Genomic DNA, 14,491 nt, shown 5'->3' on the forward strand with positions numbered 1-14,491 from the left:
GACGGCGGCGCACGGACGGCCGGCCACTGGGGCCTGCCCGAGGGGAGGGACGGATCATGCGGGTCAGCGTCTTAGGTCTCGGCTACGTGGGTTGCGTGTCGGCGGCGTGCCTGGCGAGCCTGGGCCACGAGGTCATCGGGGTGGACGTCAACCCGGTGAAGGTCGACCTGGTCAACGACGGCAAGGCCCCGGTGGTCGAGGAACGGATCGGCGAGATGATCGCCGAGGTCGTCGCGTCGGGTGCGCTGCGCGCCACCGTCGACGTGCGCGAGGCGGTCCTGGGCACCGATGTGTCGCTGGTCTGCGTGGGCACGCCCTCGGAGCCCAACGGCAGCCTGTGCACCACCTACCTGGAGCGCGTCGCCGAGCAGATCGGCACGGCGGCGGCCGAGAAGGCCGAGCGCGGCGAGCGGCACACCGTGGTCTTCCGCAGCACCATGCTCCCGGGCACCTGCCTGGACCTGCTGGTGCCGATCCTGGAGAAGCACCTCGGCGGCACGGCGGGCGTGGACATCGGCGTCGCGGTCAACCCGGAGTTCCTGCGCGAGGGCACCAGCGTGCGGGACTTCTTCGACCCGCCGAAGACCGTCATCGGCCAACTCGACGCGGCCAGCGGCGACGTGGTCGCCTCGCTGTACGAGGGCCTGCCCGGCGAGGTGTTCCGGGTGCCCGTCCCGGTGGCCGAGGCCATCAAGTACGCGGACAACGCCTTCCACGGCCTCAAGATCGGCTTCGCCAACGAGCTGGGCGCCGTCTGCCAGGCCCTCGGGGTGGACTCGCACCAGGTGATCGACGTCTTCCTCGCCGACCGCAAGCTCAACATCAGCCCCGCCTACCTGCGCCCCGGCTTCGCCTTCGGCGGCTCCTGCCTGCCCAAGGACCTGCGCAGCCTCGTCCACGCGGCGCGCCGCGCCGACGTCTCGGTGCCGATCCTCTCGCACGTGCTGCCCTCCAACGCCGACCACCTCCAGCGCGCGGTGGAGCTGGTGGAGCGCACCGGCAAGCGCAAGGTCGGCCTGTTCGGCCTCTCCTTCAAGCCGGGCACCGACGACCTGCGCGAGAGCCCGCTGGTCGAGCTCGCCGAGCGGCTGTTCGGCAAGGGCTACGAGCTGCGCATCTACGACCCGAACGTGAGCCTGTCCCGGCTGCTCGGCGCGAACCGCGAGTACATCGAGACCCGGCTGCCGCACCTGGCGCAGCTGCTCGCGGAGTCCGTCGAGGAGGTGCTCGACCACGCCGAGGTGTGCGTGGTGGGCACGAAGGAGCCGGCCGTGCTGGCGGCCCTGCCCCACGGTGACGGCCCGCTGATCGTCGACCTCATCCGCCTCCCCGACGCGGAGACGCGCCGGACAGAACCGGGGTACACGGGCCTTGCTTGGTAACAGCACGTCAGATCGGACGGCCGGCCGCGGCGGGCGCCCCCGCCGCGCGCTGGTCCTGGTGGAGAACCTGTCGGTGCCCTTCGACCGCCGGGTGTGGCAGGAGTGCACGACGCTGCGCGACGCGGGCTGGCGGGTGGACGTCATCTGCCCGCAGGGCACCAAGCGGGACACCGAGGCGCAGGCCGTGATCGACGGCATCCGCATCCACCGCTACCCGCTGCAGGCCGCCACCGGCGGCCCGGCCGGCTACCTCAAGGAGTACGGGACGGCCCTGTGGCACACCGCCCGGCTGGCCCGCAAGGTCGGCCCGGTCGACGTCGTCCACGCCTGCAACCCCCCGGACCTGCTCTTCCTCCCGGCGCTGCTGCTCAAGCGGCGCGGCGCCCGGTTCGTCTTCGACCAACACGACCTGGTGCCCGAGCTGTACGAGTCCCGCTTCGACCGGGGCCGGGACCTGCTCTACCGCGCCGTCTGCGCGCTGGAACGATTCACCTACCGCGCGGCCGACGTGGTGATCGCCACCAACGAGAGCTACCGGGAGGTCGCGCAGACCCGCGGCGGCAAGCGGCCCGAGGACGTGTTCGTGGTGCGCAGCGCCCCCGACACCTCGCGGTTCCAACCGGTGCCGCCGGAGCCGGAGTTGAAGCAGGGCAAGCCCCATCTGCTGTGCTACCTGGGCGTGATGGGACCGCAGGACGGCGTGGACTACGCGCTGCGCGCCCTGGCGAAGCTGCGCGACGAGGTCGGGCGCACCGACTGGCACGCCGTGTTCGTCGGCGGCGGCGACACCTTCGACGCGATGGTGGAGCTCTCCCGCGAGCTGGGGCTCTCCGAGCAGGTGCAGTTCACCGGCCGCGTTCCCGACGCCGACCTGGTGCGCTACCTCTCCTCGGCGGACATCTGCCTCTCCCCCGACCCGCTCAATCCGCTCAACGACGTCTCGACCATGAACAAGGTCCTCGAGTACATGGTCATGGGCCGCCCGATGGTCTCCTTCGACCTGCGGGAGGCCCGGGTCTCCGCCGGCGACGCGGCGCTGTACGCGCCCGCCAACGACGAGTCCCGGTTCGCCGAGCTCATCGCCGAGCTGATGGACGATCCGGACAAGCGCGCCTGGATGGGCAAGCTCGGCCAGGAGCGGATCAACGGGCCGCTGGCCTGGCGCAACTCCCAGAAGGCGCTGCTCGACGCGTACGCCGCCGCCGTGCGCGACAGCGCTCCGGCCTCGGCGGGCCACCCGGACCGGGCAGGGAGAAGGCCCCGGCGTTGAGCGACGACACGATACGCCTGGTCACGATCGGCCGGATCTTCCGGCGGCGGTGGCGGCTCCTGACCGTCCTCGCCGTCCTCGGCGGGCTGGTCGGATTCGGCGCGTCCCTGCTGTTCCCGCCGCAGTACACGACCTCGGTGTCGGTGCTGCTGCCGGGCGCCTGGCAGGAGCGCGAGCTGTTGACCCAGGCCCAGATCGCCACCAGCTCGGTGGTGATCGACCGCACCGCCGCCACCCTCAAATGGTCAGGGGTGGGCGGTGCGGACCTGCGCGACAAGGTCATCGCCACGGCCACGGACGGGAACATCATCAAGATCTCGGGGACGGCCGACACGCCGGAGCGCGCCCAGCAGCTCTCCGACCAGGTGGCCAAGCAGTTCGTCGGCTTCGCCGCCCGGCTCACGGGCGACGGCACCGACCCGGAGGCGGCGCAGCCCGAGGCGCTGCGGCAGCTGGTGCAGCAGGCCAGCCGCCGCATCACCGACCTCGCCGACGCCACCAACCCGGGGCAGACGGTGGAGAGCGTGCAGACCCGCACCGAGCTGGCCAAGCTGCGCACCGCCCTCCAGGACGCCGTCAAGAAGCTCGACCAGGCCGATCCGGCCACCTTCAAGTCCTCCAACATGGTCGTCATGGGCCCGGCGGCCCGGCCGACGGGCGAGGCGGCCCCGACGCGGACGCAGCTCGTCGTGGCCGGGGCCGCGCTGTTCTTCGTGTCCGCGGTGATCGGGCACCTGACGGCCGCCCGGATGAGCCGGCGGCTGCGCGCCGAGGGCGAGATCGCCACGGCGCTGGGCGCCTCCGTCCTGGGCACCGTCGACGTCCCCGGCTCCGCCGCCGCCCCGCGGCCGAAGGGCGGCGGCCCGAAGGCGCTGGCCCGCCGGCTGCTGGGCCTGGACGTCCGCTGGGACCTGCCCGCCCCGCGCGCCTCGGGCGACGAGGAGAGCCGGCTGGTCCGCTACCGCCGGGTGTGCGCCCGGCTGAAGGACCGCTCCCCCGTGCCGAGGCGGCTGCTGGTGCTCGTCCCCCAGGGCGACGGGCTCGCGCTGGCGGGCGCCGAGCAGTTGGCCGCCGAGGCCGGGAACGACCCGCTGCTGCGGGTGGTCGAGGTCCCGGTGGACCAGCCGCTGGTGCCGGAGCACGACGAGGAGTCGGGCGCCGTGGTCGTGCTGAGCGCGGGCAACTGGACGGCGCCGGAGCTGGCCGGCATCACCGGGGCCTGCGCGGACGCCGGGCACGAGGTCGTCGGCCTCGTCCTCGCCGGGCCCGTCCGGACCGCCAAGGCCACCAAGGCCTCCAAGTCCGCGCGGTCCGGCGGCCGGAAGTCGAAGGGCGCCGACAAGGAGCTCGCCGAGACGGGGAGTGGTGCACGGTGACCACCCGCACGTCCCCTGAGCACAGCTCCACCGCCTCCCCCCTGCTGGACCTGCAGTCCCTGGTGGTCGCCGTGCGCCGGCGCCGCCGGCTCTGGTGCACCCTGGCGCTGGCCGGGTTCCTGCTCGGCGCCGCGGTGGCCGTCCTCAAGCCCCCGCCGCCGACGGCGGTGGCCACGGTGCTGGTCGCGCACGCGGCGGACCAGCCCAACGACCCCGGCACCCTGATCAAGACGGACGCCGCCCTGCTCCAGACCACCAACATCGCCGGGGCCGCCCTCAAGGCCCTGAACTCCCCCGACAAGCCCGAGGACTTCATCACGCAGTACAGCGGCGCCGGGCTGACCAACAACCTGCTCCAGATCACCGTCACCGCCAAGAGCGACGGGGAGGCGACGGCCCGGGCCAAGGCGCTGGCCGAGGCCTTCGTCGCGGACCACGTCAACCGGATCAAGGCCTCCGCCGACGCCGAGTCCAAGGCGCTGCTCGACCAGCGCGACCGGCTCACCGAGGAACTGGCCCAGGTCAACAAGCAGATCGGGGACGCGCAGGGCGGCGGGCCGAAGAACTCGGCCAACCTGGAGTCGCTGTTCGCCAGCCGGGCCGAACTCACCTCGCGCATCACCGACTTCGGGCAGCGCGCCGCCGAGGCCAAGGTCGGCACACCCCGACTCGTCGCCGAGACGCAGATCGTGGACGCCCCGCGCGCCGTCAAGCAGTCCCTGCCGAAGGCGGCCGCCACGGACGCCGGGGTCGGGCTCGTCCTCGGGCTCGTCATGGGCATCGCGCTGGCCGCCGTCGGCGCGGTGGTCGCGGACCGCCCGGTGCTGCGCCGGGAGATCGCGGCGGGCCTGGGCGCCTCCGTCCTCACCGAGCTGCCGGAGCCGCCGCGCGGGCCACTCGCCCGCTTCCAGCGGCGCCGCACCAAGGACGCCCGCGCCAGGCTCACCACCACGCTGGCCCGGACGGTGCGCGGCGGCGACGAGCCGGTGTCCCTGCTGGAGCTGGGCAGCGCCCGCAGCACGGCCGTGATCGCCCTGGACCTCGCGGCGGCCCTGGAGGCCGAGGGGCCGGTGACGGTCGTCGACGGCCTGCCCGGTCAGCAGCTCGCCAAGGCGCCGAAGGGCGGCGCCGTCACGGTGGTGCGCGGCGAGCAGGCCCCCGGGGGTACGGGCGGGGGCCCGCGGATCGGCGTCGGCTCGGTGGCGCCCGGCACGGCCTGGACGGACCTGCGCCACCTGGGCACCACGACGGTGCTCGTCGTGCGGGCCGGTCACGGCAGCGCGTCCTGGCTGCACACCGTGGCGCGCCAACTCGCCGAGCAGCGCATCGCGGTGGCCGGCGTGGTGCTGATCGACCCCGATCCGCGCGACCGCACCGACGGCACCCTCTGGGACGGCCCCGCCGCCCCGCCCCGTACCGACAGCGAACCGCCCACCAGGGTCAACGGGACCATCCCGGGACGGACCCACCGACGGCCGGCGTGGACAGCGCCGGCCACCGACGACGACAGCGACCAGGAGGCGAGGTAGGACATGTGTGGAATCGCGGGCACGTACCGCTGGCCGGACGGCAAGGCCGTCACCGACCTGCTCACCGAGACCCTCGCCCACCGGGGCCCCGACGGAGCGGGCCGCTACAGCCACGCCCTCGCCGAGGGCGAGGTGCACCTGGGCCACCGGCGGCTCTCCATCATCGACCTCTCGGAGACCGGCGCCCAGCCGATGGCCAAGGACGGCCTCGTCCTCACCTACAACGGCGAGCTCTACAACGCCCCCGAGCTGCGCGCCGAACTGGAGGCCGCCGGGGTGCGCTTCCGCGGCACCTCCGACAGCGAGGTGCTGCTGGAGGCCTGGCGCCGCTGGGGCACCGACGGCCTGCACCGGCTGCGCGGCATGTTCGCCTTCGGCGTCTTCGACGAGCGCACCGGCGAACTCGTCCTCGTCCGCGACCAGTTGGGCATCAAGCCGCTCTTCCTGATCCGGCGCGGCGAGGGCCTGGTGTTCGCCTCCGAGCTCAAGGCGCTGGCGGCCGCCACCGGCGGCTCGCTGGAGGTGGACCACGCGGCGATGGTCGCCTCGCTGCTCTACTACTGGGTGCCGGACTCCCGCTGCGCCTACCGCGAGGCCGAGAAGCTGCCCCCGGGCAGCTGGCTGCGCTGCCGCCCCGACGGCAGCGTCGATCGGGGCCGGTTCTGGCACCTGCGCGAGGTCGCCGCCGAGGGCCGCGAGCGGGCCCTGGCGGGCGAACTGCCGGACCTCGCCGCGATCGTGGAGGAGTCGACCCGGCGCCACCTGCTCTCCGACGTGCCGGTGGCGACCTTCCTCTCCGGCGGCCTGGACTCCAGCTACCTGACGGCGCTGGCGGCCCGCGACCGCCCCGGGATCTCCGCCTACACCATCGGGTTCCGCGCCGAGGACGCCAAGTTCGAGGCGATGCCGGACGACCTGCGCTACGCCCGGCAGGTCGCCGAGCAGTTCGGCGTGGACCTGCACGAGATCGAGATCGCCCCGGACGTCCTCGACCTGCTGCCGCAGATGACGTACCACCTGGACGAGCCGATCGGGGACCCTGCGGCGATCAACACCTTCCTGATCTGCACGGCCGCCCGGGAGGCCGGGGTCAAGGTGATGCTCTCCGGCATGGGCGCCGACGAGCTGTTCGCCGGCTACCGCAAGCACCTGGCCAACCAGCTGGCCCTGCGCTACCAGCGCGTCCCGGCGCCGCTGCGGCGCGGCGTGTCGGCGGCCGTGGGCCGGCTGCCGGTGGCCACCTCCAGCCGGGGCCTGCGCTCGGTGCGCTTCGCCAAGCGCTTCCTGTCCTTCGCCGACCTGCCGGAGGAGGAGGCGTTCCGGCGCAGCTACACCATGTACGACCGGGCGGAGCTGCTCGACCTCGTCAACCCGGACCTCGCCCCGGCGGTGGAGGACGTGCTGGGCGAGCACGCGGACGTCTACGAGGACAACGACCTCGACGACTACGTGAACCGCATGTGCCTGGGCGACGCCCGGATGTTCCTCCCGGGCCTCAACCTCGCGTACACCGACCGCTCCAGCATGGCCGCCTCCACCGAGGTGCGGGTGCCGTACGTGGACGTCGAGGTGGTCAAGGCGGCGTTCACCTTCCCCGGCGACCGCAAGATCGTCGGGCGCCAGGGCAAGGCCGTCCTCAAGGAGGCGGCGACGAGCGTGCTGCCCCGGGAGATCGTCTACCGGCCCAAGGGCCTGTTCAGCGCCCCGCTGCGCGCCTGGATGAGCCGGGACCTCGCCCCGCTGGTGCGCGAGGTGATCAACGACGGCGAGCTGGTGCGCTCCGGGTTCCTGCGCCGCGACGCGCTGGCGCGGCTCGCGGCCGAGGACGCCGCCGGGCAGCAGGACTTCTCCAAGCACCTGTGGCACGTGCTGACCCTGGAGTACTGGTACCGGGGCGCGATCTCCGGCACCCGCCCGACCGCCTAGCCGACTTCCGGCCTTCGAAGCAACCGGCAAAGAAACAAGGGGACTTCCGGTGAAACAGGTTGTGCAGAACTACAAGAGCGGCGAACTGTCGGTGCTCGACGTGCCGGTGCCGGGGTGCAAGCCGGGCGGGGTGCTCGTGCGCACCGTCTTCTCGCTGATCTCCACCGGGACCGAGATGATGAAGGTCTCCGAGGCCGGGATGTCGATGGTGGGCAAGGCCCGCTCGCGCCCGGACCAGGTCGCCAAGGTCATGCAGAGCGTGGCCGTCAACGGCCTGCCCGCCACCTACCGCAAGGTGATGGGCAAGCTGGACTCGTACACGCCGCTGGGCTACTCGCTGTGCGGCGTGGTGGAGCAGGTCGGCGCCGGGGTCGACGACGTGAAGGTCGGGGACCTGGTGGCCTGCGCGGGCAACGAGCACGCGCTGCACGCCGAGCTGAACTGGGTGCCGAAGAACCTCTACACCCCCGTGCCGGACGGCCTCGCGCCGCAGCACGCCGCCTTCGGCACCGTCGGCTCGATCGCCCTCCAGGGCGTGCGCCAGGGCGAGCCGCAGCTGGGCGAGGTGGCGCTGGTCATCGGCCTCGGCCTGATCGGCCAGCTGGTCGTGCAGCTGCTCACCGCCGCCGGGGTCAAGGTGATCGGGGCCGACCCCGACCCTTCGCGCTGCGAGCTGGCCGAGAGCCTGGGCGCGTCGGCCTGCGGCGACCCGGGGTCCTCGGCGGTGGAGAACGCCGTCGCGGAGCTGACGGACGGCCACGGCGTGGACCAGGTGTACCTGGCGGCCGGCGGCGGCAGCAACCAGCCCGTGGAGCTGGCCGCCCACCTGGCCCGGGACCGCGGCCGGGTGATCGACATCGGCAAGTGCAGCCTGAACCTGCCCTGGAACGCGTACTACGAGAAGGAGCTGGACGTCCGGTTCTCCCGCTCGTACGGCCCCGGGCGCTACGACCCGTCGTACGAGCTGGAGGGGCGCGACTACCCGATCGGCTACGTGCGCTGGACGGAGCGGCGCAACCTCGCCTGCTTCCTCGACCTGATGGCGCGCGGGCGCGTGGACGTCGGCCCGCTGGTCTCCCACGTCGCCGACTTCGAGGACGCGGTGGAGACGTACCGGCGCCTCAAGGACGGCGAGTTGAAGGCCGTCACCGCGCTGTTCCGCTACCCGACCGCCGAGGCTGCCGGGGCGGAGACCGGAGCGCCGGAGCTGGAGGTGCCCGCCGTGCGCCGCCCGGCCGCGACGCAGGCCGCCCCGGCCCGCGGCGGCAAGGCCCCGGTGCGGATGGCGTTCATCGGCGCGGGCAACTACGCGACCTCCATGCTGCTGCCGCACCTGGCCCAGCGCGAGGGCGTCTCGCTGTCCACCGTCGTCACCACCACGGCGCTGTCCGCCGCCAACGCCCAGCGCAAGTTCGGCTTCGCCCAGGCGACCACCGACCTGGACGCCGTCCTCGGGGACTCCTCCATCGACGCCGTCTTCGTGGTCACCCGGCACAGCACCCACGCCGACCTGACCCGCAGGGCGCTGCTCGCGGGCAAGGCCGTGTTCGTGGAGAAGCCCCTCGCCCTGACGCAGGAGGAGCTGGCCTCCGTCCTCGCCACCGTCGAGGAGTCCGGCAACGACCGCCTCCAGGTCGGCTTCAACCGCCGCTTCGCGCCGCTGCTGCGCGAGGCCAAGAGCCGCCTGGGCGCCCGCACCGGCCCGGCGAGCCTGCGCTACCTCGTCAACGCGGGCCGGCTCCAGCACGGCAGCTGGTACCTCCAGCAGGGCACCGAGGGCTCCCGCTTCGAGGGCGAGGGCGGCCACTTCATCGACACGGCGAGCTGGCTGCTGGGCGCCGACCCCGTCTCGGTGTACGCCGTCGCCCCCTCGGGCAACGAGGACCTGCAGATCGTCCTGCGCTACCCGGACGGCTCCACGGCCGCCATCAGCTACGTCACCTCCGGCGCGCCCGCCTTCCCCAAGGAGACCCTGGACCTCCTCGCGGACGGCAAGGTGCTCAAGCTGGACGACTTCGTGAAGGCCTCGGTCTACGGTCGCAAGCGCTGGGTCAGCTCCCGGCTGCCCAAGGCCCGGGACAAGGGGCAGTCCAACGAGCTGGCCTCCTTCGTCAAGGCCGTGCGCACCGGCGGCCCGATGCCGGTGCCGCTGGAGTCGCTGGTCGCCACCACCGCCGCCACCCTGGCCGTGCAGGCGAGTCTGGCCGCCGGCGCCCCGGTGACCCTGGCGAGGCCGCAGTGACGATGAGCGCGGGCTGGTACCTGCGGCGGCTGTCCGCCATGGGTCCGCAGGAGGTCGCCGGGCGGGTGGGCGACACGCTGCGCCGGCGGCGGTGGCGCGACGAGACGCCGCCGCCCGGCCCGGCCGTGAGCGGCGCCCGGTTCACCGCCGTGCTGCCCGACGGGGCCCTGGACGCGGTGCCGGAGGAGGCCGTCAAGCGGCTCGTCGCCGAGGCGGACCGGCTCATGGACGGCCACGCCGAGTTCTTCGGCGTGGACCGCGAGGACATGGTCTCCCCCGACTGGTGGCTGGACCCGAAGACCGGCCGCCGCGCCACGGCCGGCTACGCCTTCGACGTGCCGTACCGGGACGAGGAGACGGTCGGCGACATCAAGCAGATCTGGGAGCCCTCCCGGCACCAGTACCTGACGGTGCTCGCCGCCGCCTACGCCGTCACCGGCGACGAGCGCTACGCCGAGCGCGTCGCCGACCACCTGCGCTCCTGGTGGGGGGCCAACCCGCCGCTGGAGGGCGTGCACTGGGTCAGCGGCATCGAGCTGGGCATCCGGCTGCTGTCCTGGGTCTGGGTGCGCCGCCTGCTGGCCGCCTGGCCGGGCGCGGCCGCCCTCTTCGAGGACAACCCGGTGGCGCTGCACCAGATCTGGCACCACCAGCGCTGGCTGGCCGCCTTCCCCAGCCGGGGGTCCTCGGCGAACAACCACGTGATCGCCGAGGCGGCCGGGCAGTTCGCCGCGGCCTGCGCCTTCGACTGGTTCCCCGAGTCGGAGCGCTGGGGCGCCGACGCCCTGCACCTGCTGGACCGGCACCTGCGCGCCAACACCTTCCTCTCCGGCCTCAACCGGGAGCTGGCCACCGAGTACCACGGCCTCGTCCTGGAGCTCGGCCTGGCCGCGGTGGCCGAGGCGGACGCCGCCGGGGTGCCCGTCCCGGCCACGGTGCGGCTGGTGCTGCTGCGGATGACGGACGCGCTGGCGGCCGTGGTGGACAACCGGCTGCGGCCCCCGCGCCAGGGGGACGCGGACGACGGGCACGGCCTGATCGTCGACGGTCCGGACACCGAGCGCTGGGCCTCCCTGCTGGCCACCGGCGACGCGGTGTTCGGCCGCCTTCCCTGGTGGCCCGAGGCACCCGCCGCCGACGTGCGCACCCCGCTGCTGGCCGCCCTGCTGCGCCCGTACGGCGGGGACGGCTCGGTGCGGCGCCCGGCGGAGCGCCCGGTGCACTTCCCCGACGCGGGGATGAGCATCCTGCGCGGCGGCGAGCACCTCTGGTGCCGCTGCGACGGCGGCCCGCACGGGTTCCTGTCCATCGCCGCGCACGGCCACGCGGACGCCCTGTCCGTGGAGGTCCGCCACGACGGCGTCGAGGTGCTCGCCGACCCGGGGACGTTCTGCTACCACGGCGAGCCCGCGTGGCGGAGCTACTTCCGCTCCACCCTGGGCCACAACACCCTGGAGCTGGGCGGCGCGGACCAGTCCGTCTCCGGCGGCCCCTTCCTGTGGACGAAGCACGCCCGCACCCGGGTGCTGGTCGCGGACACCTCCGACCCGGCCGTGTCCCGCTGGTGCGCCGAGCACGACGGCTACCGGCCCGCGGTGCACCGCCGCCGGGTGGAACTGGCGCACGGCGAGCGGGAGTTGCGGATCACCGACGAGGTCACTGACGAGGTCGCCGGTGAGGGCGCCCAGGGCCGCGACGTCCGCCTGGCCTTCCACCTCGGCCCCGAGGTCGCCGCGGAGCTGGCGGACGGGCGCGCCCTGCTGAGCTGGACGGTGGACGGCGAGGACCGCTCGGCCGTGCTCGACCTGCCCGCCGGGCTCGTCTGGCGGGCGCACCGGGGCGAGAGCGAGCCGCCGCTGGGCTGGTACTCCCCCGGCTTCGGCCGCAAGGTGCCCGCCACCACGCTCGTCGGCACCGGCGCCACCGGTACCCGGGCGTTCGTCACCGTACTCACGTTCAACTGCTAGGAGGCAGGAGGGTTTTGGGAATCAGGAGGCGGCTCTGCGGGGCCGTGGCCGTGCTGGCGCTGGTGGCGACGGGCTGCTCCGGCGGGTCGGACGACGCCTCGCCGGAGCCGACGGCCACGGCGTCCCGGCCGGCGGCCGTGGCCCAGGTGTGCGACCACCCGGAGGCCGGCCCGGCCACGGCCCCGGAGGGCGCCGTGGCCGTCGACCCGGCGGTGGTCGGCGACCTCGCGGCCAAGACCAAGGCCAGCCCCGCGCACACCGTCTTCTGGCTCCAGCCCGGCACGCACAGCCTCGACTCCGACCGCTACGCCCAGGTCGTCCCCAAGGAGGGGGACACCTACCTGGGCGCGCCCGGGGCCGTGCTCGACGGCCACAAGGCCAACCAGTACGCCTTCGGCGGCTCCGCCACCGACGTCACCGTGCGGTACCTGACGGTGCAGAACTTCGTGGCGCCGCAGAACGAGGGCGTGGTCAACCACGACTCGGCCGACGGCTGGGTGGTCGAGCACTCGGTGATCAGGAACAACGCGGGCGCCGCCCTGATGGCGGGCGCCCGGCAGAAGGTGCGCGGCAACTGCCTGCGCGACAACGGCCAGTACGGCCTGAACGCGTACAAGGGCGGGGCGCCGCTGAGCGACCTGCTGGTGGAGGGCAACGAGATCACGGGCAACAACACCGACCAGTGGGAGCGCCGCCAGCCCGGCTGCGGCTGCACGGGCGGTGCGAAGTTCTGGGCCGTCAACCGCGCGGACGTGACCGGCAACTGGGTGCACGACAACCGCGGCGTCGGGCTGTGGGCGGACACCAACGACAACGACTTCCGCATCGAGGGCAACGTGCTGGAGTCCAACGACGGCGCCGCCCTGATCTACGAGACCAGCTACAACGCCGTCATCCGCGGCAACACCATCCGGCGCAACAACTGGGTCGACGGCCGCCGGGCCGCCGACCGGGGCGACACCTTCCCGTACGCGACGGTCTACCTGTCCGAGTCCGGCGGGGAGCCGCGCGTCCCGGCCCGGACGGCGAAGGTCGAGATCGACCACAACGTCCTCGAGGACAACTGGTCGGGGATCACCCTGTGGGAGAACGCCGACCGGTTCTGCAACAGCCCGGCCAACACCTCCTCCGGGGACTGCACCAAGCTGGTGAAGTCCACCGCCGACTGCGCCCAGCCCGCCATCGCCGGTGGGCAGTTGCTCGCCGACTGCCGGTGGAGGACCCAGCACGTCGACATCCACGACAACCGCTTCTCGCTCAACACCGACGTGGTCGGCTGCACCACGGCCTGCGGCCGGATGGGGGTGCTGGCCAACTACGGCACGTACCCGGACTGGTCGCCGTACAAGGGCGACACGGTGGCCGACGCGATCACCGGCAAGCAGGACAACCACTGGCACCAGAACACCTACACCGGCCCCTGGACCTTCGTCGCCCACGACGCCAGCCGCACGCTGGACTTCGGGCAGTGGCAGGGCGCGCCGTACCAGCAGGACGCGGGCAGCACCTTCCAGAGCGCCCCGCCCAAGGCCGGTGGGTGAGATGGCCGTCGAGCTCAACCCGCCGCTGGCACCGCCCGGCCCGCCGAAGACCGTCGAGCTGATCTGGGGCCTGCTGATCCTCAACACGCTCGGCTCGGCCGGCGCGAAGACGATCATCCCGCTGCCCCGCTCGCTCATCCAGATGGCCACCATGGGCGCGCTGGTGTCGGCGTTCCTGCTGGCGCTGCTGCTCAACCTGCGGCTGCGGCTGCGGGCCAGCGCCTTCCTGTTCCTGCTCACGCTGATGCTGGTGCTGAGCGTCGTCGCCAGCGTCCACATGGGCACCGGGTTCGGCTCGCTGTTCCGCTGCTTCCGGCTGTCGCTGTTCGTCGGCGCGCTGTGGCTGCTGAGCCGCTGGTGGGACGGCGGGCCGACGTTCGTCCGCTTCCACATCCGGATGTACTTCGTGGTGCTCGCCTCGGTGGCGGCCGGCCTGGTCGTCTCCCCCGGCGCGGCGATGCCGGAACTGTACGGCGGGCGGCTGGTGGGCGCGCTGTGGCCGCTGACGCCCCCGCAGATCGGGCAGTACGCGGCGGTGATCATCGGGCTGACGGTGCTGCTCCTGCTGGACAGGCGGACGACCGGGCGCAGCGCCGCGATGATCATCGTGCCCTCCCTCCTGCTGCTCGCGCTGACCCACACCCGCACCGCCACGCTGGGCATGCTCGTCGGGCTGCTGCTGGCGATCGGCTCGCTGCTGCTGACCAGCGCGGCCGCCCGGCGGTTCTTCAGCTGGGCGGTGGTGATCTCCGCGGTGGCGGCGGTGGGCCTGAGTTCGCTGCTCCAGGCGTGGTTCCTGCGCGGGCAGAGCCAAGAGAACTTCTCCAACCTGACGGGCCGGGCCAAGGTGTGGGACGCGCTGCTGGCGGCGCCCCGCACCACGCTGGAGCAGTGGTTCGGCTTCGGCCTGGGCGACAAGTCCTTCGGTGGCCTGCCGATCGACAACAGCTGGCTGGCCGTCTTCAACGAGCAGGGCCTGGCGGGGGTCGGCATCGTGGCGGCCGTGTTCCTGGCGCTGGGGGGCGTGGCGCTGCTGCGGCCGCCCTCGCTGGCCCGGGCCTGCGCGATCTACCTGATCAGCTACTGCGCGATCGCCTCGTACACCGAGGCCGGCCTCGGCGACGCCTCGCCGTACCTGCTGCACCTGACGGTGGCGGCCTCGCTGCTGGCCGCGCCCGCGCCGGCGGCTCCCCCGCCGGTGCTGAGAATCCCCCGCCAACGCGGAGCGCGTCGGGCCCAGAGATCGGAGGTGAGCTGA

The 14,491-nt window shown here is 73.4% G+C and carries 9 protein-coding genes; all 9 read left to right on the forward strand.

From position 1 onward, the window contains the following. The first annotated feature begins 56 nt into the window (after positions 1-56). From ACIRRS_RS17415 to ACIRRS_RS17455, 9 genes are read left to right on the forward strand one after another with little or no spacing between them, the layout of a single operon-like run. Positions 57-1,382 carry a nucleotide sugar dehydrogenase gene (locus ACIRRS_RS17415; RefSeq protein WP_402971348.1) on the forward strand — a complete coding sequence of 442 codons (1,326 nt, stop codon included), beginning with the start codon at positions 57-59 and terminating at the stop codon, positions 1,380-1,382. Then, positions 1,372-2,652: a glycosyltransferase family 4 protein gene (locus ACIRRS_RS17420; protein ID WP_402971351.1), complete on the forward strand. Its 1,281-nt coding sequence runs from the start codon at positions 1,372-1,374 to the stop codon at positions 2,650-2,652. Before ACIRRS_RS17415 ends, ACIRRS_RS17420 begins: the two co-directional genes overlap by 11 nt. Then, entirely contained in the window at positions 2,649-4,028 is a 1,380-nt protein-coding gene (locus ACIRRS_RS17425) for a Wzz/FepE/Etk N-terminal domain-containing protein (RefSeq protein WP_402971353.1), read from the forward strand. The genes ACIRRS_RS17420 and ACIRRS_RS17425 overlap by 4 nt, the downstream gene beginning before the upstream one ends. Further along, positions 4,025-5,557 carry a Wzz/FepE/Etk N-terminal domain-containing protein gene (locus ACIRRS_RS17430; RefSeq protein WP_402971356.1) on the forward strand — a complete coding sequence of 511 codons (1,533 nt, stop codon included), beginning with the start codon at positions 4,025-4,027 and terminating at the stop codon, positions 5,555-5,557. Before ACIRRS_RS17425 ends, ACIRRS_RS17430 begins: the two co-directional genes overlap by 4 nt. A gap of 3 nt (positions 5,558-5,560) precedes the next feature. After that, positions 5,561-7,483: an asparagine synthase (glutamine-hydrolyzing) gene (asnB, locus tag ACIRRS_RS17435; RefSeq protein ID WP_402971359.1), complete on the forward strand. Its 1,923-nt coding sequence runs from the start codon at positions 5,561-5,563 to the stop codon at positions 7,481-7,483. A gap of 49 nt (positions 7,484-7,532) precedes the next feature. Next, entirely contained in the window at positions 7,533-9,725 is a 2,193-nt protein-coding gene (locus ACIRRS_RS17440; RefSeq protein WP_402971361.1) for a bi-domain-containing oxidoreductase, read from the forward strand. Continuing rightward, positions 9,722-11,692 carry an alginate lyase family protein gene (locus ACIRRS_RS17445; RefSeq protein WP_402971364.1) on the forward strand — a complete coding sequence of 657 codons (1,971 nt, stop codon included), beginning with the start codon at positions 9,722-9,724 and terminating at the stop codon, positions 11,690-11,692. Before ACIRRS_RS17440 ends, ACIRRS_RS17445 begins: the two co-directional genes overlap by 4 nt. Positions 11,693-11,706: 14 nt before the next feature. Then, positions 11,707-13,233 (forward strand): right-handed parallel beta-helix repeat-containing protein, encoded by a 1,527-nt coding sequence (locus ACIRRS_RS17450; RefSeq protein WP_402971367.1) that lies wholly within the window; start codon positions 11,707-11,709, stop codon positions 13,231-13,233. A gap of 1 nt (position 13,234) precedes the next feature. After that, a complete protein-coding gene (locus ACIRRS_RS17455) occupies positions 13,235-14,491 on the forward strand; it encodes an O-antigen ligase domain-containing protein (protein ID WP_402971370.1) in 1,257 nt (418 codons plus the stop codon).

This window comes from Kitasatospora sp. NPDC101183 (assembly GCF_044767945.1).
In the GTDB taxonomy this organism is placed as follows: Bacteria; Actinomycetota; Actinomycetes; order Streptomycetales; family Streptomycetaceae; genus Kitasatospora.